Source organism: Paenibacillus xinjiangensis, assembly GCF_059686975.1.
The window spans coordinates 18546-38870 of sequence record NZ_JCAALS010000018.1; the positions used below are offsets into that span (position 1 = coordinate 18546).

The window sequence follows — 20325 nt, forward strand, 5'->3', positions numbered from 1 at the left end:
TATCGTAATAAGCGCTGCCCAGTTGCGGGTAATGCCTTTCATATCATGAGTATAGAGGTGAATAATAGCTTTCATCGAGTCCTCCCGGGTAGTCATTTCCGTTAGTATTGCTGATCTATGAAAGTTACATACTGGGGATGAATAAATAGGAGGATGGAGAGGAGACTTCGGATTGAGTGCGGGGTGTTATATAAAAGGCAACAGAGCAGACGAATGATTCTGAAGAATCGGTAGCGATCCTAAAAATATTTGTCTGCTCTGCTGCCTGTTTAACTTGGATCATGCTTGCTGCTTAACTTTATTCTTCATCTCACTGAACATGACCGTACGATTGCGCCCTTCGTGCTTGGCTCTATACAGAGCTTCATCTGCGGATTTGAACAATGTGCTTACATCTTCGTGAGCATCATACGCGGCTACGCCGGCAGATAACGTTACCTGCTCATTGATTGACAGAGTAGAGGCCGCCATCGCGATTCGGACTTGCTCCGCCAGCTTGAAGGCTTCAAGCTCCGTTGTGAAAGGAAGCAGAAGCGTGAACTCCTCGCCTCCATATCGGCAGCAATAATCGCCATCCCGTTTCATGCGCAGCATGATCCCAGCCAGCATCTGAAGTACGCCGTCACCCATTTGGTGTCCGAAACGGTCATTCACGCATTTGAAATGATCAAGGTCGAGCAATACCACCGAGAATGGAATACTCTGCTCATGCCAGAGTGCGGTAATAGCATCCAAGGTTCGGCGATTGGTTAGTCCGGTTAAGGAATCGGTCTGCGCTTCCTGCGACAGCACGGCTGTCTTCTCCCTCAGCTTATTGAAAGCTACGACTACCGTATTATTAAGCTGATTCGCCTCATAATTCCAGTAGATCTTCGGGGGGAGCGGGAGCAGCTTCTCGTCATTCCGTGTTAGAAGCGAGGCGTAGTTCGCTAGTCGATTAAGCGGCTCAGCGAGCTTGCGGGACAGCCAGAACGTAAATAGGAACAGCAAGAGCAGGAATGGGGCTGAGACCTTCATCATTTGCTTCAATAATTCGATGGAGGTTGCGGCAACATAATTCTCAGGAGTCTGAGTTATGATTCCCCAGCCAGCAGTGGGAACCGGCGAATAACCGGCCAAGTAGCTTGTGTCCTTGGAATTGATAACGCGCTGTTCACCAGCTAGTCCATCGATTACGCTCTGCACAACTGGGTTTATACTCACATTCTCCGAAATTCGGTTCGTATCGGGATGATAGATTAATTTGCCTGAAGCATCGACGACATAGTAATAAGAGCCGCTTTTGTTGGAGGCTTGCTTCCCGAGAATATCTTGCAGGATGTTAGGCTGCTGCAGGTAGATAGAGCCAGCCACGAAGCCTTTATACTCGCCTGTAGAGCTGAATATGGGATGGCTAATCAGTACGATCATTCGTTTGGTCGTAGCGATGTAGGGCTGGGATATGAATGGAGCTTTTAGCTTTAATGACATTTCAGCCCCCTCGGTAGTCAGCTTTTCCCCGATAAGACCTAATGTGTTCGGGGAGGTAGAGACTACTACGCCTGTTGTATTGATTATGGCTATAGAGTTGAAATAGTGATTAGTTCCCATGAAGAAATCCAGCTGGGATGCCAGCTGCTCATCTGTCAGATCGGTATCAGCGAAATATTCAGCGGTTACTTTCAAGCTTTTCTGCATGGAAATAATTAATGAATCAACCGTCTTGCTCAGGTCGCCCGCAGCAATTCGATTGAGTTCTAATGTATTGTTGAACAGAGATCTCTTCTCTGCGCGATAGCTGACGGTAGCATTTATAATAATGGCAAATAGAACGGAAGCGGCGACGACGAAAGATATGATAGTAGATAGCTTGAAGCCTTTACGAGGTCGAAATGAGGTGATCATTCTATACTCCTCTTCAATATTTTTCTAAATTACAGTGTATCACTATTTGTCGAAACGTGCATTGGAAATCCCTAATTACGGCGTAGGGAGGGCAATAAGACCTGGTTATGACATATGGAGCTAAAATGCTGACAAAAGTGCAACATTACTGGTGCGGAGAGGTAGGTTGGCGCTGAAATACTGACAAAAGTGCAACATTACTGGTGGAAAGAGGCAGGATGGCGGCGCTGAGTCCTGCATCTGCTGTGGCTCGGTTCTGACATGGTAAGCACTCTATTGTTATTCATCCCTACATGTTTAACATTGCCGTATGGGCCGAAGAACAATATACTGAATGCAATATTTCTTAAGAATAAGGAGCAAGGGGCCCATCTATGCCAAGAGTGAATCTATTTTCCAAAATTATTGGTTTAATCGTCATTATGCTGCTGCCTATTATCGGGCTGTACATCTACTCGAACCAGATCAGTACCGACGTGCTGGACTCCGAGCTGAACCGTTCGAATACGAATCAGCTGATTTTTTTTCATAATCAGGTAGATTCATCGATTAACTCGCTCGGATTATGGCCTAATCTGCTCATTCAGGACCCCGATATTTCTACGCTCAAGAATTATTTCACAGCCATGGACGAGCTTGATCTGGAGACGATTAATCTCATCAAGCGCATTCAGACCAAGCTGAGCATTCAGGAGAGCTCTTCGGATTGGACGAGCGAGCTTGCGATCTATTCCCCCAGCCTCCAGCGGGTCATTACCGTCAATGATGCTAAGACTTATAAAGACTCGAGCCTCGAGGGCAGACTGCGTCCAGGCTGGCAAGTAAGGCGCACGGGAGAGGAGGGGAACTTCCGATTCTCGTTAATTACGGCGCTGCCTTACAATCTCTATTCCCAAGTAACGGAAGCCGGCTTAATGATTGAGGTCAGCTTCCATAGTGGCAATATTCGATCGATGCTGGATCAATTCAAGCGTGATGGCAGGAGGGATCCGTTCTATTACAGTAAGGAAATGGGCCCTATCTACAACAGCAGCTCTGACAAAGAGCTTGGCGCCAAGCTGATCGATTATATGAAGACGTACGGAATGTTCGAGGGAGATGGAAGTTATAGGCTGGAGCTGAATGACAGCGAGTATCTGGTTAACGTAGTGCTGTCGCAGACAACGGGATGGTTCATGGTCGACTATATGCCGGTGACAGAAATTCTGAAGCCGATCTATCAGTCGAATCGGATGTTCTATGTTTCGATTGGGCTGCTGCTGCTCATGAGCTGTCTAGTTGCTTATATGCTGTATGCTCAGGTTCAAGTGCCGATGAAGCAGCTGGTTGTCAGCTTCCAGAAGCTGAAGAATGGCGATTATTCGGTGCGCTTGGAGCCTAGAGGCAGAGGTGATAATGAGTTCAAATTCGTATTCACGCGGTTTAACTTGATGGTGGAACAAATTCAAGAGCTGTTCGAGAAGGTGTATCTGGAGAAAATGGTCGTGCGGGAGGCCAAGCTTAAGCAGCTTCAATCCCAGATTAATCCGCATTTCTTCTACAACTGCTTCTCGTTCATCTCCAGCATGGCGAAGCTCAAAAATTATCAATCTGTCGTTGCAATGAGTCAGAACTTATCGAGCTATTACCGCTATACAACGAGGCAGGAGAGAGATTTGGTAGAGCTTAAGGAAGAGCTGCAATTCGTTCGCAACTATCTCGATATTCAGCAAATGCGGATGAGCCGCCTGCAATATACGGTAGAGCTGCCCGAGCCGATGTATCGCCTGCAGATTCCGCCGCTCTCGGTGCAGCCGCTTGTCGAGAATGCTGTTATTCACGGCATCGAGCCTTCTTCTTCAGCAGGACTTATTCGCATAACTGGAGGTTATAATGGAAGCTTGGCCTCCATCACGGTAGAGGATGATGGTGTAGGCATGGATGCCGAGCAGATGTTCGTGCTGGAACAGAAGCTGACCAAGCTGCTGCTAGAGGAAGAGATGGGCTGCGGTCTGTGGAATGTTCATCAGCGGCTGCTGCTCCGCTTCGGAGAGAACTCCGGCATATCGGTCACGGATTCTCCGCTTGGAGGCGTGAAGATTCAGATTCGTTGGAACGTACCGCAGGACGACAAACTAGAGGGAGAGATGACATCATGATTGATATACTTCTTGTGGATGATGAAGCCTATGTAACAGAGAGCTTGGAGGCGACTATTCCGTGGGCGGAGATTGGGATAAGAACCGTATACCGTGCTGCTTCAGCGGTGGAGGCGCTTACGATACTCGAAGCTAATGATATCGATATTATGGTTACCGATATACGGATGCCTGGAATGGACGGGCTGCAGCTGATTGAGGAGGCCAGAGAGCAATGGCCGGAATTGAGATGCCTGCTCTTGACAGGCTATTCCGACTTCGAATATGCACGGAAGGCGATACAGCTTCATGCCACAGATTACATACTGAAGCCGGTGGATGATGAGGAGTTCGTGCGCAGCCTGATCAATACCATTGAGGCGCTTAAGGTCGAATGGGAGCAGGCCGATCAATATCATCAGCTGCTCTATAACATGAAGTCAGAGTATGGTGTGCTCCGGGGCAACTTCCTGCATGATCTGCTCTTAGGCAGACAGCTGTCTCATGTGACGATAGGGGATAAGCTCGCGCAATACGAAATACCGCTGCGGCTCGAAACGCCAGCCGTCGTTATTCTCGTGCAATACGGCAATCCTTATGATGAGACGGATCGAAGCAGTATGGAGCTGATGGAATACGCCGTGGGCAACATTGCGGAGGAAGTATTCGCTGATCATATGCTTGTGTGGCATGGGAAGGCGCCGCATGATTGTCTGCTGCTCATCGCTGAGCTGAAGGAAGAGGAGCGGAGAAAGCTGGAGCGTGCTCCTGACTTTGCAGGGCAGCGCCGCCTGCTGCTGGAGAAATCGTTAGATGTGTTCCGCGAGCAGGTGAGCAAATATTTGAGATCTGATATTTCCTTGATCGTATCCAAATGGTTCAACTTCCCGAATGATATCTCATCCGCCTACCGTGCGGGAATGAGCGTGTATTTATCAAGCGGAAGCCAGCAGTCTGGCACGGTCGTCTATCTGGAGGACAAGCAGACTGAGCCGGAGACGCGGGTTAACCTCATGGAGTCGCTCTATAAGCCGCCGACGCTCATTCACCTGCTGGAATCGAAGCAGTGGGATGCAGCTACGGTTAAGATCAATGAAGTGTTCGATAGCTTGGGGAGCGCAAGGTTCTCTAGAGAGCATCTGTATGAGGTATTCCTCTATATCACCAATGCCTATATGTATACGGCTCATAAACAGGGGCAATTTATTTATGAAATCGACCATTCCGCATTCGATATGCTGCTGGATCGCACGGTTATTCAATCACTGGATAAGCTGAGAGCTTGGTCGATCGGTATTCTGGAGAGGCTGCGGACAGAGCTGTCCAGTACAGAGCAATACGCGAAGAGCAATCTCGTGAAGCAGGTGCAGGAGCTGATCGCGGGCAACCTTGGTCAGGAGACCTCAGTGAAGACGATTGCCGATAAGGTATTCCTGCATCCCGTGTACTTATCCAAGGTGTACAAGCTGGAGACCGGCGAGAGCCTTGGCGACTATATTACAAGAATGCGAATGGAGCAGGCTCATTATTTGCTTAAGCAGAGCAACAAGAAGATTTATGAGATTACTTCGGAGCTTGGTTATCAGAATCCACAGTATTTCAGCAAAATATTCAAGAAATATTATGGAATGACTCCTCAGGAATTTCGGGATCAATAATGAAAGCGTATGAACAGGTTGCGAAAGGTGCAGAAATGTTCGCTTATTGTCATAGGCCTTATCCGCCATCAGACCTATAATGAAAACGTACACTTTAATTAGGTTGATGGAGGGGGAACACAGAAATGATTAGCGCTTACAAAAAGCAGTTGATGCTTGTCATTAGTATGATTATGGTATTCTCAATATTGGCTGCTTGTGGCAGCAACAACGAGAAGGCTGATAATGCAAACAAAGAGAGCGGAGCAGCATCCGGAGAGAATGCCTACCAAGAGAAATACGATCCACCGGTAACGATCACAACAGCATGGGGCGTTGACCCTGCGGTTAAATTCAAGAACGGTGAGACGATCGAGAAAAACGTAGCAACCAAATGGGCTCTGGAAGAGCTCGGTATTAATATCGAATCTGTGTGGTCTGTAACGGATACGAACAATGCCTATGCGACGAAGCTTCGTCTGGCTATGTCTTCCGGTCAAAAAATGCCTGACGTGCTAGTAGTCGGCAACAATGATCCACAATTGCTTGCAGACCTGGTTGACTCAGGCAACTTCCAAGAAGTAGGAAGCCTGTTCGACAAATATGCGAATGAAAAATGGAAAAAAGCGATGGAGCTTGATCCAGGCGTATGGAACCCATACATTCGTGATGGTGAGAAATTCGGTATCCCGGTTCTCGACTATGCTTACAACAATGACTATGTCCTCTGGATTCGCCAAGACTGGCTTGATAAGCTGAACCTGAAAGCTCCTACAACGATGGAAGAGCTTGAGACCGTTATGGAAGCGTTCAAGAACAACAATCCAGACGGACTTGCGCCTGATAAAGTCGTTCCACTGAGCATTGGCTTCAAGACATCCATGAACACTTGGATGGGCGATCCTTCTTGGATCTTCGGCGCTTACGGCGCGATGCCGCAGCAGTGGAATGTTGGCGCGGACGGCAATCTGGAGTACGGCTCTGTTAGTGCAGGCATGAAAGACGGTCTTGCTAAGCTGACAGAATGGCATCAAAAAGGTCTGATCCCGAAAGAAGCAGCTCTATGGGATGAGAACAAAACGTCGGAACCTGCTATTGCAGGTACAGCGGGTATTATTCCTGGTCCTTACTGGATGAGCGGATGGCCGCTTGTTGATACAGCGAAGAACGTTGAAGGCGCTGTATGGAAACCAATCGCATTGCCTACAGGTCCAGATGGCAAAGCTGGCCGTCACGGTACATCATTCTCAAGTGCAGTTGTTCTGATCAACAAAGATATGAAAAATCCAGAAGCTCTGTTCACATACCAGAACTGGATGTATGACAACATTGCTAACCCTGAGAAGGGCAGCAAGTATGAAGTAGGTATTTTCCAAGGCTATGACTATGACCTTGATGCTAATGGCAATCCGCTCTACCTGACTGACGTGCCAGGCGGCGAAGTGAACGTTGTTCGATACTTCCTCGTACGTGACGGTGCTCGTATTCCAGATGCTCAAATGTCGGCATTGCTTGGACTTGCGGATGGCAAAACGCCAGAAACACGTATGGAGAAGGATCTGAAAAACAACTTTGGTGTAGAAACACCTGCTGCAGCAAAAGTATTGATGTCTCAGCCGGATGCTGGGTACATGAATATGTTCACAGGCCCTACTACGCCTACTATGAAATCCAAAATGGACTACCTGAAAAAAATCGAGCTGCAAACGTTCAACGAAATCATCTACGGCCAAAAGCCGCTTGATGCATTCGACACATTCGTTACGAACTGGAACAAATCCGGTGGCGAGCAAATGACTAAAGAAGTGAACGAGTGGTACGCAAGCGTTAAATAATGATGACGAGAAAGCAGTCTGCCCTTAGGGCAGGCTGCTTTTTTGGTTTGCAATAAGCATGGAGATCCAGTTGTTTGGTAGGCGATAAAAAAGAGGTTGCAATTGTGCCATCTATGTTGCGTTTCTCATGTGTCGGAAGGGCGCAAACCGTTGCTATAATGAGGATGTTCTTAATTTGGTTAATGTTTGAGGAGGAGTATTACTATGAGTCAGCTAAAGCGCAACTGGCCCTTTCATGTGATGATTTTGCCATCGCTCATCTTTTTGATCGTGTTCAGCTATTTGCCTATGGCAGGTATTGTGATGGCGTTTCAAGACTTCAAACCGGCGCTTGGCTTCACAGGATCGGAATGGATCGGCCTGGACAATTTCCGCTATTTGTTCGAACGGGAGGACAGCGTTCAAGTCATCTGGAATACGCTGATTATCGCCGTTCTTAAAATTATATTCAACTTGGTAGCACCATTCACCTTTGCTATTTTCTTGAATGAGATTCGCAAGGAGTTCTTCAAACGCAGCGTTCAGACGCTCGTGTATTTGCCTCACTTCTTGTCTTGGGTTATTCTCGGCGGTATCCTCGTTGACATCCTGTCGACGGACGGCGGGTTCGTGAACCGCATCTTGGGCTCGGTTGGCATTGAACCAATATTCTTCCTTGGTGACGGGGATTGGTTCCGAGTAACGGTAATCGTATCTGACATCTGGAAAGAGTTCGGCTACGGCACAATCGTCTTCCTAGCTGCACTCGCTAACATTAACCCTGCACTGTATGAAGCTGCTGAAGTCGACGGTGCTAGCCGCTGGAAGCAGACGATTTACATTACGATGCCATCGCTCGTACCAATGGCTATCGTAGTTGGAACACTTGCACTGGGCAACATCCTGAATGCAGGCTTCGACCAGATCTTCAACTTGTATAATCCGCTTGTCTATGACAAAGGGGACATCATTGATACGTTCGTGTACCGCACGGCTATATTGAGCGGAGAGATGGGCTTCGGGACGGCAATCGGACTGTTCAAATCCGTTATCAGTATGATATTGATATTCCTCTCTTATCGCATGGCTTACAAATGGGCGAACTACAGAATATTCTAATAAGGGAGAGAGCATAGAATGTATCATAAAACACTGTCGTACCGTATTTTTTCCATCTTCAATCACGCCGGTCTGCTCGGTATCTCATTGCTATGCATCATCCCGCTGATTCACGTACTGGCGATCTCGTTCAGTGCGAAGTCAGCGGCGGATGCCAACCTTGTCACTTTATGGCCAATCGACTTCACACTCGAAGCTTATAAGAAGACGATCGACAATCCCGTGTTTCTGCACTCCCTATGGGTGTCCATTAAGCGTACAGTAATCGGAACGGCATTGACGCTATTCCTCGCTTTTATGGCGGCTTACCCGCTAGCCAAAGAGAACACGCAGTTCAAGGGCAGAACGATCTATTCCTGGATCTTCATCTTCGCAATGGTGTTCAATGGGGGATTAGTTCCATTCTATATCGTTATCCAAAAAATCGGCTTGATGGGCTCGTTCTGGGCGCTCGTCCTGCCTGGTGCTGTTAATATCTACTTGACGATTCTGATGATGAACTTCTTCCGTGGTATTCCGAAGGAGCTGGAAGAGGCAGCCATGATTGATGGAGCAGGTCATTTCCGGACGCTGTTCACGATCTTCCTGCCTGTATCCAAGCCAGCGATGGCGACACTCGGATTGTTCAGCATCGTGTTCCACTGGAACTCTTGGTTCGACGGCTTGCTGTACACGAATGGAGCGGATCAATATCCGCTGGCTACGTTCCTGCAGACGGTCATCATTCAACGGGACATGAGCTCGATGAGCCTTGATCCGGTGTCGATGGCATTAATCTCGCAGAAAACGGTCAATGCAGCGCAAATCTTCATCGGCGCGCTGCCGGTCCTCATTCTGTATCCGTTCTTGCAAAAGTTCTTCGTAAAAGGTCTCGTTGTCGGCTCTGTGAAAGAGTAGCACGAGCGAAGAGAGAGCGATCCGCCATCATGGTGTGCGGATCGCTTTTTTTGTTTGTGTAGAGTGCGACCACGGAGGCTATGTAACCGCTATCTCCTGTCTTTTCGCATATTTTCCTTTTTCAAGTAGATGGTCGTGGTATGGGAGGATAAAGGGATGGAAAATGGTTGCATAAAATGCAGGAATGTTGTTTTTGGTATATATATGCTGTTCCATTAAATCGCTTACAATTATAGCGTTATAGCCATTCATTAGTCATATCAAGGGGGACATGAACAGATGAGAAGCTGGAAAGCTAGAATAAGCATTATGCTGGCAGCTGTACTTATGCTAACGCAATTCGCTTGGCCGCTGCCGAACGTGAAAGCGGCTTCAACGAACTTGGCTTTAGGCAAGACAGTTACCGCAAGTGAAGAGGATTCCAAATGGGGGAATGTGCAAGGGAATGCGGTGGATGGCTCTACCGCTACGAAGTGGTCGTCAGCAAGTGCCATTACGACATCGCACTGGCTTCAAGTGGATCTTGGAGGAGCTTCTGACTTAACCGGAGCTACAGTGCACTGGGGTAATGAAGAAGTAGTGAGATACAAGGTGGAAATATCAGCTGACGGAACGAGCTGGACGACGGCTGCAGATCGTTCGGCTAATAGCGTGAAGATGCTATCGGAGAACTTAGCCTTTGAAGCTAGTGGAATCCGGTACATACGAGTTGATATCTCGTATTATGCGGGAACAGGCTGGTGGCCTGCCATCTCAGAATTGCAGGTATGGGGCGAGCAGGCTAGTAAGGATCCTGCTGACATCGTTAGCTACTCAGAGGTAGCCGTGGCAACCTCGACTGGAGTAGCGCCGGTGCTGCCTGCTGAAGTAACGGCAACCTACAAGGATGCAAGTAAAGGAAGCGCAGCAGTTGTATGGGATGCGATTGACGCAAGCCAATATGCATCCAAGGGAAGCTTCATCGTACAGGGGACTGTAGCGGGAGCATCCGTTCAACCTACTGCATCAGTGAAGGTTGACGGCTATCGTGATGACTTCATTAGAGGCGTAGATATCTCGACGCTGACAGCCATTGAGGACAATGGCGGCAAATATTATGACAGCAACGGCGTAGAGCGGGATTTGCTCGATATTCTGAAGGATCGCGGCGTGAACTACGTAAGGCTTCGTGTCTTCAACGATCCTCAGAAAACAGATGGCTATAACGATAAGGAAGATGTTATCCGTCTAGCTAAGCGAGTGAAGGCGAAGGGACTGCAGCTGCTCGTCGACTTCCATTACTCGGATGACTGGGCTCACCCTGGTCAGCAGGTTCGTCCAGCAGCATGGACGAATTATACGTTCGATCAGCTCAAACTAGCGGTATACAACTATACGTATGAAGTAATCTCAGAGCTGAAGCAAGCGGGCGCCATGCCTGACATGGTTCAGATCGGCAATGAGATCAACAGCGGTGTGCTGACAGGTAACGGTGGTAAGGTGGTATTCGCAGATCAAATTGCTTTGCTGAATAGCGGAGCTGCAGCAGTACGGGAATTACAGGGTAATGACAAAGTAGAAATTATGATCCATCTGGCTGAAGGCGGCAAGAACGATGTGTTCCGCAGCTTCTTCGATGGAATCAATAAAGATGTCGACTACGATATTATCGGCTTGTCTTACTATCCATTCTGGCATGGCACGTTAGAAGCGGTTAAGGCCAACATGGATGATATGGCTAAGCGTTATGGCAAGGACGTTGTAATCGCTGAGACTTCTTATCCTTTCTCATACAAGGATGGAGATGCTCACGAGAATATTATCAATACACCTGGCAAGCTGAATGTGGGAGGCGCAACATGGCCTGCTACAGTCGAAGGACAGTACGACGCGATACAGAAAATTATGGATTTGCTGTCCCAAGTTGAAGATAGCAAGGGTGCAGGGTTCTTCTATTGGGAGCCGGCATGGATTCCTGCTAATGTAGGCTGGATCGCATCCGAAGGCGATGCATGGGAGAATCATGCCATGTTCGACTATGATGAGTATCCTGCCAACGGTGGTTATGCTTATGAGGGCTTCGCTCTTGATTCCTTGGACGTCTACAAATACGGGATGATGAATCCTCCTGCTGATCGTCAAGGACTGGCGAAGGCCATTGCAGATGCTTCGGCGCTAGTGGAAGCAGACTTCTATGCGGAGGCTTGGACGAAGCTGGAGCCAGCAATTGAAGCTGCACAGGCGGTGCACAATCAAGCATACAGCGCTTCAGGTGTAACGCAATCCGAAGTGGATGCTGCGCAGGAAGCACTAGCTGCTATTGTAGATATGTTAGAAGTTATTCCGGCGGATAAAGCATCGCTGAACGGCCTTATTGCCCAGGCTCAGCAGCTCGTTCCATCGGAATGGACAGTAGATACTTGGAGTGAAGCAGCAGCAGCGCTGGAGCTAGCCATTGCTGTTCAGAGCAATGAGAAAGCCACACAGACTTCTGTGAATGCAGCGGCACAGGCACTTGCTCATGCTATTAACGGCTTGTCTAATGTAGAAAAGAAGCCGCTGATCGCACTCATTACACAAGTATTGAAGCTGGATGGAGCCGAATATTTGAAATCGGATTGGCATGTAGTGGCAGCCGCTCTGACCGAGGCTCAGGGCATCGTCAAGAATGAGGCTGTGAATCAAGCTCAGGTTGATGCAGCATTCGCGAAGCTGCAGGCTGCACAAGCAGCGCTTGTTCTATTGCCAGATCTGACGACAGGCAAGACAGTAACCTCTTCAAGCAATGCCGGTACTGGCGGAGGCAAATCGAACTCTCCAGGAGGAGCGATTGATGCCGCTCTAGATACCTCATGGGGAACGGATAAAGGGATTGGCAGCTGGTGGCAGGTCGATCTAGGAGAGTCATCCCTGCTCAAGAAAATCGTAATGAAGCTGTGGGGAGGTGGCATAAAATACCGAATTGAAGTATCGAATGACAATGAGAGCTTCACCACGGCGGTAGACACGACGAACGATGTCATTACCTCGGAAGCGCCTAGTCATGTCCTTCCTGAAGGAACGATGGGCAGATACATCAAGGTAACTATTACAGGCGGTGGAGAATGGGTCGGTATGCTTGATTTCCAAGCTCTTGGCTTGATTCCTGCTAATAAGGATGCTCTGCAGGCAGCTATTGCAGAGGCAAGTGAGCTGAGTGCTGATGAATACACCGCACCAAGCTGGCAGGTGCTTCAGCAGCGATTGAATGAAGCGAACACATTGAATAATGAGATTGAAGTTGTACAGAGCCAGCTTGATGCTGCCATAACGGCATTAACAGAAGCAATTACTGCTCTGGAAGAGAAGGTAGATGTAGAAGGTGTGCTTCTGGATCAGACGTCTGGTACGCTGACGGCTGGCGACAGTACGCAGCTAACAGCAACAGTAAATCCAGAGAATGCATCCGATAAGACGGTCATCTTCGTATCGGCTGAGCCTTCGGTTGCTACAGTAACAGGTTCGACCTATGATGCGGCTTCAGGTACAACAACGGTAACAGTGAATGCCGTAGGAGCAGGCTCCACAGTCATTACGGCAACAACAGCTGACGGCAGCTACACAGCTTCCTATAGTCTTGTTGTTAAACAGTCGTCAACTGGAACAGGACCTTCAGTGCCAGCTGAGACAGAACAGCCGAAAGAAACGGTAACAGGCTCTATTGTAACGATAGAAGGCCTTAAAGCTGATGCCAATGGGAAATTAACGGCGAGCATTACGGCAGACAGCATGAGCAAGGCTGCGGCTAATGCGACGAACAAGCAAGTAGTCATTCAAGTGGAAGCGCCGGCTGGAACAACGCAGACGGCGGTTCATATCGCAGCAAGCAGCTTGAACACTCTAGAGTCAAATGGTATTGAGACCATTCGTGTTGAATTGTCTAGCGGTGTAACGATCAGCGTATCTGTTGATGCTCTAACTTCGAAGGAAGCTGGCAGCTCGGCTGTTCTAGAGATCGCTGCACAGCAGGTGTCGCCAGCTCAGCTGGGTGAAGCAGCACAAGCTGTAGTTGGAGCTAATCCTGTATTCGATCTGACGATGACATTAGGCGGTAAGCGAGTGGCGTGGGAAGGCGGACAGGTGAAGGTAACTCTACCTTACACGCTGCAAGCTGGACAGAACCCGCATCAGGTGGTTGTGTACTACTTAAGCGAGAATGGTGAAGCGCAAGTGGTACATGGTGCTGTATATGATGAAGCGACGGGAACGGTAACGTTCACAGCGGAGCATTTCAGCCATTATGCAGCCGTCTATGCTGGCGTGAAGTTCAACGATATCGCAGCATTCCCTTGGGCGAAGGAAGCGATTGAAGGACTTGCTGCCCAAGGTATTGTGCAGGGAGTTTCAGAAGGTCATTTTGCCCCGGCAGGTCAAGTAACTCGTGCGCAATTCGTGCACATGCTCGTCCAGGCACTTGGACTGAAGGGCGACAGCACAGGAAGCAAGCTTACCGATGTGCTCGAAGGCGCTTGGTATTACGAGTCTGTAGCGGCTGCTGAGCAGCTCGGAATTGTACAAGGCAAGCCGAACGGTACATTCGGCATTAACGAGCAAATTTCACGTGAGGATATGGCGGTTATGCTGTATCGCGCACTTGAGACAGCTGGACAGCTAGGCGGTGCCCAAGGCAGCGGGACTCCATTCGCAGATCAAGCTGCAATAGCTGATTATGCGAAGGATGCAGTAGCCTCCATTAAGGAGCTGGGTATCATCTCTGGCATGGGCAACGGCAGCTTCGCACCGAAAGCTAATGCAACAAGAGCACAAGCGGCGGTTATTATCGCTAATACATTGGAAGCTGTATATCAATAAGCATTACTGCCATTAAAGGTGGGGCTGCATCTTCAGGAGCATTTCTGGAGGTGCAGCCTTGCCGTCTACTACACGCAACAACAACGGAGGATACGAGCATATGACTGCATTTATAAAAGGGATGGACATCTCGTTCACAGATGAGATCGAATCAGAAGGCGGAGCTTTCTACGAGAATGGCGTAGAGACAGACATTATCGATATTATGAAAGGCAGCGGAGTGAATTCGATTCGGCTGCGCCTGTGGAATGAGCCGGAGGTTAACTACGTTAATCTAGAGCGTACGAAGCTGATGGCGAAGCGGATTAAGGCAGCGGGGCTGCATTTTCTGCTGGACTTCCATTATTCCGACTACTGGGCTGACCCTGCTAAGCAGACGAAGCCGAAGGCATGGGCAACACTTGCCTTCCCTGAGCTTGTAGAAGCGGTCAAGAGCTTCACGCGGGAGACGCTGCTCGTATTGAAGGAGCAAGGGACACTGCCGGATATGGTGCAGATCGGCAATGAGATTACGCCGGGCATGCTGTGGGATGAAGGGAAGGTCGATGGGGAGTTCAACACCGATGAGCAGTGGGATAAATTCAGCACACTGGTGAAAGCGGGTATTGAAGGGGCTCATGAGGCAGCAGGGGCTGATAGCGGCATGAAGATTATGATTCATATCGATCGCGGAGCGGATAACGAATCGAGCCGGCATTTCCTCGACAAGTTCAAGCAGCTGGATGTGCAATATGATGTAATTGGTCAATCCTATTACCCCTGGTGGCATGGAACGCTCCAGCAGGTGGCTGACAACTTGAACGATCTAGCGCTGCGTTACGACAAAGATATTATCGTAGTGGAAACGGCGTATCCCTGGACGCTGTCGAGCGAAGGGCATCCGATTGAGTTCATCGTTACCTCTGAGGAACAGCTTCATGAGGGTTATCCAGCAACAGTGGAAGGTCAGGCGAAGTTCCTCTCTGATCTGACAAGCTTGATTAAGCAGACACCGAATGGCCGCGGAGTCGGCTTGTACTACTGGGAGCCAGGCTGGATTCCTTCCAAAGAGCAGTGGTCAGTCGGACATGCGAATAATTGGTCGAATCTGACGCTGTTTGATTTTGGAGGCAATAAGCTGAAGTCTCTTGACGTGTAGTCCAATGACAATGGAAAACCCTTTTGTTAAATAAGGCACTGCGCAGACGAATGTTCTTGCGATCGCTGTTGTTTCCGGATGACCAGAACAATAGAGGCTAAGGTTGTCATCCGGAAACAAAGGCGAACGCTGGCGCTTCTTCAGAATCATTCGTCTGCTTCGTTCCTTTTAACATTGGCCCAACGTCAAGATAGGGGGAAGAAAAAAGAGAGATCAAGCAGCCCGTGGGGGCTTCTTGATCTCTCTTTAATTGGAAGACAGCTAGTCCAATACAGCTGTAATATGAGCATTTGTGATCGACCAGTGGGAAGCTGTCCATACTTTAGCTTTCTTGTCGAGCAGAATAATTTGTGGAGATTCATGCTTAACAGCTGTATCTTCAGCAATCTGATTGGAAACCGGGCGAGACTCGATGACTTTTACAAGCACATAGTCTGTCCCTTCATTCGGTTTGCCTTCCAGATAGGTATTGAACTCTTTGAAAGCATTAGCGCTGACAGGACATGTGGTGCTGTGCTTGAATACAACGACCGGACGCTCGCTTGAGCCCTCCAGAACGGTATTCCAATCTTCAACAGAATCTATTTCGCGATATTGTGCCATCGTTAACACTCCTCTTCATTTAGACGTAATGGTTACTCTGTAATGATTATATCCTTCACGCCAATAAAAGTCATCTTGCTGCATGGACTGCATTCATGCTTGGCATCATCAGACCGTTATTATTATATTTTTTGTGAAAATAGTGTTACAGTTCGATGCCCATAGGGTATAATCAAATGCTGATGTAATTGGGTGTGGATTAGGAAATGATTAGGTATATTTATAATGTCCAAGTGTGAAGGGGTGCAAATAAATGACGGATAATGCCATTATTCGATTCGAGCAGGTTACTAAGCAATTCGATCATGAGACGACCGTTCTGAAGAATGTCAGCTTCGAGATCGAGCGGGGCAAATTTTATACGCTTCTAGGTCCTTCGGGCTGCGGGAAAACAACCGTGCTGAGATTGATCGCAGGTTTCATAGAGCCCTCGAAGGGCAATATATACTTCAATGGTAAAGTCATCAACCGTGTGCCGGCAAATGAACGCCAGGTTAACACGGTTTTTCAAGATTATGCGCTGTTCCCGCATCTTAACGTATTCGAGAATATCGCCTTTGGGCTGCGTATCAAAAAGCTGAAGGCTGCGGCCATTACCGCCAAAGTGAAGGAAGCACTCCGCTTCGTCAACCTAGATGGATACGAGAATAGAGAGATCACAGAGATGTCCGGAGGCCAGCGGCAGCGTGTTGCGATCGCCCGCGCGATTGTGAATGAGCCGGAAATTATTTTGCTGGATGAGCCGTTGTCAGCACTTGATCTGAAGCTTCGGACTGAAATGCAGTACGAGCTGCGCGAGCTGCAGCGCCGTCTGGGCATTACCTTCATCTTCGTCACGCATGATCAGGAAGAGGCGCTTGCGATGTCGGATGAAATCTTCGTTCTGAGTGAAGGCAAGATTGTGCAGAGCGGCACGCCTAACGATATTTATGATGAGCCGATTAACCGCTTTGTGGCTGATTTTATCGGTGAGTCGAACATCGTGTCAGGCCGGATGAAGCGCGACTTCGAGGTGGAATTCGCGGGACGCATCTTTGAATGCGTAGACCAAGGGCTGAGTCCGAATGAGCCTATTGAGATTGTCATTCGTCCGGAGGATCTGGAGATCACAACGTCCCAGCAAGGGAAGCTTCAGGTGCGAGTAGACTCCCAGCTGTTCCGCGGCGTGCATTATGAAATATCCTGTTATGATGAGTCGGGCAATGAGTGGCTCGTCCATTCGACCAAAAAAGCGAACGTAGGCGAGCAAATTGGCTTGTATTTTGACCCAGAGGCTATTCATGTCATGAGGCTTGGTGAGACTGAAGAGGAATTCGATAAACGTCTGGATGCGTATAGCGAGGCTCAAGATGCACACTAGTACGCGGAATTATTACCTCATCCCGTATCTGCTGTGGATCGCGCTGTTCGTCGTTGCACCTATTGTTCTCATTGTGTATTACTCTTTCTTCAACGTGGAAGGGCAGTTCACATTCGGTAATTATGCCAAGTTCTTCACGCCGGTCTATATGAAGATGACGCTCAGCTCGTTCTGGTATGCCTTCCTCATAACGGCATTCTCGCTGCTGGTTGCTTACCCGACTGCGTATCTGCTCACGAAGACGAAGCACAAGCAGCTCTGGCTCTTGCTCATTATTCTTCCAAGCTGGATTAATCTGCTGCTCAAGGCTTACGCTTTTCTCGGCTTATTCGGCACGTACGGCTTCGTGAATAGTGTCCTTGAGCTAACGGGGATCGGTACCCAGCAAATATTGTTCACGGACTTCAGCTTCATCTTCGTATCAGTCTATATCTTCATCCCGTTCATGATCCTGCCGATCTTCAACTCACTGGAGGAGCTTAATCCTTCACTCGTGTATGCGGCGCGGGATCTTGGAGCTTCCTCCTGGACGACGTTCCGGAGGGTTATCTTCCCGCTTACCCTGAGCGGAGTGAAGTCTGGCTGCCAAGCGGTCTTTATTCCAGCCTTGTCACTCTTCATGATTACGCGGCTTATTGCCGGCAACCGGGTGATTACGCTTGGAACGGCTATCGAGCAGCATTTTCTAGTGACACAAGACTGGGGTATGGGCGCGACGATCGCGGTGTTCCTTATTATAGCGATGGCTATTATTATGCTGTTGACGGGCAGCAGGAAGAGAGGGCTGCAGAATGAGAGCAACAGGAAAGCTGTCTAATCTATATCTAATCGCTGTGTTCGCCATTTTGTATGCGCCGATTCTCTATCTGATCTTTTATTCGTTCAATAGCGGCGGCTCGATGCGGAACTTCGAGAGCTTCACACTAGAGTGGTATCAGGAGGTATTCGCGGATACGAGACTGCTTATTATTGTGCTTAATACGTTCGTAATCGCGCTGCTGTCCTCTGCTATCTCGACGATTCTTGGAATTGCAGGGGCACTAGCTATTCATCAAATCCGGAAGTACCGCCCGAAGAGCACCTTGCTGACGCTCAATAATGTGCTTATCGTAAGTCCGGATGTCATTATCGGTGCTTCCTTCTTAATCCTGTTTACCATTATCGGCATTAAGCTTGGGTTTACCTCGGTGCTGCTGTCGCATATCGCTTTCAGCGTACCGATTGTAGTCATTATGGTGCTGCCTAAGCTGCAGGAGATGAGTCCGACGCTGATCGATGCGGCACGTGACCTCGGTGCGAGCAGCTGGAATGTACTGACGAAGGTCATTATGCCTTTTATCAAGCCGGGCATATTCGCAGGGTTCTTCATGGCTCTTACGTATTCACTCGATGACTTTGCTGTTACCTTCTTCGTAACAGGCAATGGCTTCTCGACGCTGTCGGTTGAAATTTACTCAAGGGCTCGCCAAGGCGTATCGCTCTCGATTAATGCGTTGTCGACGCTGATCTTCCTATTCACGATCGTCCTTGTTATCGGTTATTACTTTATTAACCAACGCAATAACCGCCCTTCGGCAGGATCGGAGGGACACAGATGAAGCAGTTAGTCCGGATGTTCGTCGTCGTGATTGCCGTATCGCTGGGGTTAATGTATCTAACAGCGTATCTCAATTCCAGCCAAGGCTATACGAGCGGCAATACGCTCACGATCTATAACTGGGGCGATTATATCGACCCTGAGCTGCTGGAGGAATTTGAGGAGGAGACCGGCATTAAGGTCATCTACCAGACGTTCGATTCCAATGAAGCGATGATGACGAAGATTGCCCAAGGGGGCACTACCTTCGATGTCAGTGTGCCTTCGGAATATGCGATTAGCAAAATGAAAGAAGAGGATCTGCTGCTGCCGCTCGATCACTCTAAGCTGCCGAATCTGAAGTATATCGATCCCAGCTTCATGGATCTGTCCTTCGATCTAGGCAATGCCTACTCGATCCCGTATTTCTGGGGTACGGTTGGCATTGTGTACAATCCTGAGCTCACTGATCTTACGTTCAAGAGCTGGAATGATCTATGGGATGACAGTCTCCGCAATCAGATTCTGCTGCTGGATGGCGCCCGTGAAGTAATCGGTATGGGGCTGAACAGCTTGCATTACTCTCTGAATGATACGGACGAGGAGCATTTGCAAGCAGCGAAGGCTAAGCTTGGTACACTTACTCCTAATGTGAAGGCGATCGTCGGCGACGAGATCAAGATGCTGATAGCTAATGAAGAGGCGGCGGTCGGTCTCGTATGGTCGGGTGATGCGTCCGAGATCATGAGCGAGAACGAGAAGCTGGATTATGTGGTGCCGGAGGAGGGCTCGAATCTGTGGTTCGACAATATGGTCATTCCGAAGACGGCCAGCAATATTGAAGGTGCCCATACGTTCATCAACTTTATGCTCGATCCGGAGCATGCGGCAAGGAATGCTGAATATGTCGGCTATTCTACACCGAATGAGAAGGCTCTTGAATACTTGCCAGAGGAGATTGCCGAGGACGAGCGCTTTTACCCGAATGAGGAGCTGACGTCCAAGCTTGAGGTATATGAGAATCTAGGCAAAAGAATGCTGTCCCATTATAATGAGCTGTTCCTGGAATTCAAAATGCATAGGAAATAAGCACTGCCAGCATGGAAGGAGTCGAGCCTTTAGTTCGGCTCCTTTGTGTTAGGTTGAGCGGACAGAGGTTATGTCAATAATTAGAAGGAGAGAGGATTGTCCCACTAGATGTAAGCGCTTGTAAAAAAATAGGCTAAAAAAATTTTCTGATAATTTCGAAAGCTGCATCATATTCGGATAAAGCCAGTCACGGCAAGGGCTTCCGCAGATGGATGGTGCATAGCGTACATGCCTGATTAACAGGGTTAAGAAGGTAAGCGC

Annotated in this window: 13 protein-coding genes; 11 read left to right on the forward strand and 2 right to left on the reverse strand. The window is 48.6% G+C overall.

The genetic code is table 11. From position 1 onward, the window contains the following. Positions 1 to 279 precede the first annotated feature (279 nt). Entirely contained in the window at positions 280 to 1884 is a 1605-nt protein-coding gene (locus AC6ESP_RS18035) for a sensor domain-containing diguanylate cyclase (RefSeq protein WP_497098122.1), read from the reverse strand. 374 nt (positions 1885 to 2258) lie between these two features. Here AC6ESP_RS18035 and AC6ESP_RS18040 point away from each other — a divergent pair, with 374 nt between their 5' ends. The 7 genes from AC6ESP_RS18040 (at position 2259) to AC6ESP_RS18070 (ending at position 15436) form a co-directional block, all read left to right on the forward strand. Beyond that, a complete protein-coding gene (locus tag AC6ESP_RS18040) occupies positions 2259 to 4022 on the forward strand; it encodes a sensor histidine kinase (protein WP_497098123.1) in 1764 nt (587 codons plus the stop codon). Continuing rightward, on the forward strand, positions 4019 to 5659 hold the full coding sequence (locus AC6ESP_RS18045; RefSeq protein WP_497098124.1) for a response regulator transcription factor: 1641 nt from the start codon (positions 4019 to 4021) through the stop codon (positions 5657 to 5659). The genes AC6ESP_RS18040 and AC6ESP_RS18045 overlap by 4 nt, the downstream gene beginning before the upstream one ends. A gap of 125 nt (positions 5660 to 5784) precedes the next feature. Then, positions 5785 to 7473, forward strand: coding sequence for a type 2 periplasmic-binding domain-containing protein (locus tag AC6ESP_RS18050; protein ID WP_497098125.1), 1689 nt, complete (start codon positions 5785 to 5787; stop codon positions 7471 to 7473). Between the two features lie 204 nt (positions 7474 to 7677). Next, positions 7678 to 8571: an ABC transporter permease gene (locus AC6ESP_RS18055; protein ID WP_497098126.1), complete on the forward strand. Its 894-nt coding sequence runs from the start codon at positions 7678 to 7680 to the stop codon at positions 8569 to 8571. 18 nt (positions 8572 to 8589) lie between these two features. Next, a complete protein-coding gene (locus AC6ESP_RS18060; protein ID WP_497098127.1) occupies positions 8590 to 9468 on the forward strand; it encodes a carbohydrate ABC transporter permease in 879 nt (292 codons plus the stop codon). A gap of 279 nt (positions 9469 to 9747) precedes the next feature. After that, a complete protein-coding gene (locus AC6ESP_RS18065) occupies positions 9748 to 14298 on the forward strand; it encodes a glycosyl hydrolase 53 family protein (RefSeq protein ID WP_497098128.1) in 4551 nt (1516 codons plus the stop codon). 58 nt (positions 14299 to 14356) lie between these two features. Beyond that, positions 14357 to 15436: a glycoside hydrolase family 53 protein gene (locus tag AC6ESP_RS18070; RefSeq protein ID WP_497098129.1), complete on the forward strand. Its 1080-nt coding sequence runs from the start codon at positions 14357 to 14359 to the stop codon at positions 15434 to 15436. Between the two features lie 261 nt (positions 15437 to 15697). Here AC6ESP_RS18070 and ytxJ read toward each other — a convergent pair whose 3' ends face one another. Beyond that, a complete protein-coding gene (gene ytxJ, locus AC6ESP_RS18075) occupies positions 15698 to 16039 on the reverse strand; it encodes a bacillithiol system redox-active protein YtxJ (RefSeq protein ID WP_497098130.1) in 342 nt (113 codons plus the stop codon). Positions 16040 to 16292: 253 nt separating this feature from the next. Between ytxJ and AC6ESP_RS18080 the strand changes: the two genes are divergently transcribed. Genes AC6ESP_RS18080 through AC6ESP_RS18095 form a run of 4 tightly spaced genes read left to right on the forward strand, consistent with a single transcriptional unit; the run spans position 16293 to position 20064 of the window. After that, positions 16293 to 17399 carry an ABC transporter ATP-binding protein gene (locus AC6ESP_RS18080; protein WP_497098131.1) on the forward strand — a complete coding sequence of 369 codons (1107 nt, stop codon included), beginning with the start codon at positions 16293 to 16295 and terminating at the stop codon, positions 17397 to 17399. Beyond that, positions 17389 to 18216: an ABC transporter permease gene (locus AC6ESP_RS18085; RefSeq protein WP_497098132.1), complete on the forward strand. Its 828-nt coding sequence runs from the start codon at positions 17389 to 17391 to the stop codon at positions 18214 to 18216. Before AC6ESP_RS18080 ends, AC6ESP_RS18085 begins: the two co-directional genes overlap by 11 nt. Beyond that, positions 18191 to 18997 carry an ABC transporter permease gene (locus AC6ESP_RS18090; RefSeq protein WP_497098133.1) on the forward strand — a complete coding sequence of 269 codons (807 nt, stop codon included), beginning with the start codon at positions 18191 to 18193 and terminating at the stop codon, positions 18995 to 18997. Before AC6ESP_RS18085 ends, AC6ESP_RS18090 begins: the two co-directional genes overlap by 26 nt. Continuing rightward, positions 18994 to 20064 carry an ABC transporter substrate-binding protein gene (locus AC6ESP_RS18095; RefSeq protein WP_497098134.1) on the forward strand — a complete coding sequence of 357 codons (1071 nt, stop codon included), beginning with the start codon at positions 18994 to 18996 and terminating at the stop codon, positions 20062 to 20064. Before AC6ESP_RS18090 ends, AC6ESP_RS18095 begins: the two co-directional genes overlap by 4 nt. Positions 20065 to 20325: the final 261 nt, after the last annotated feature.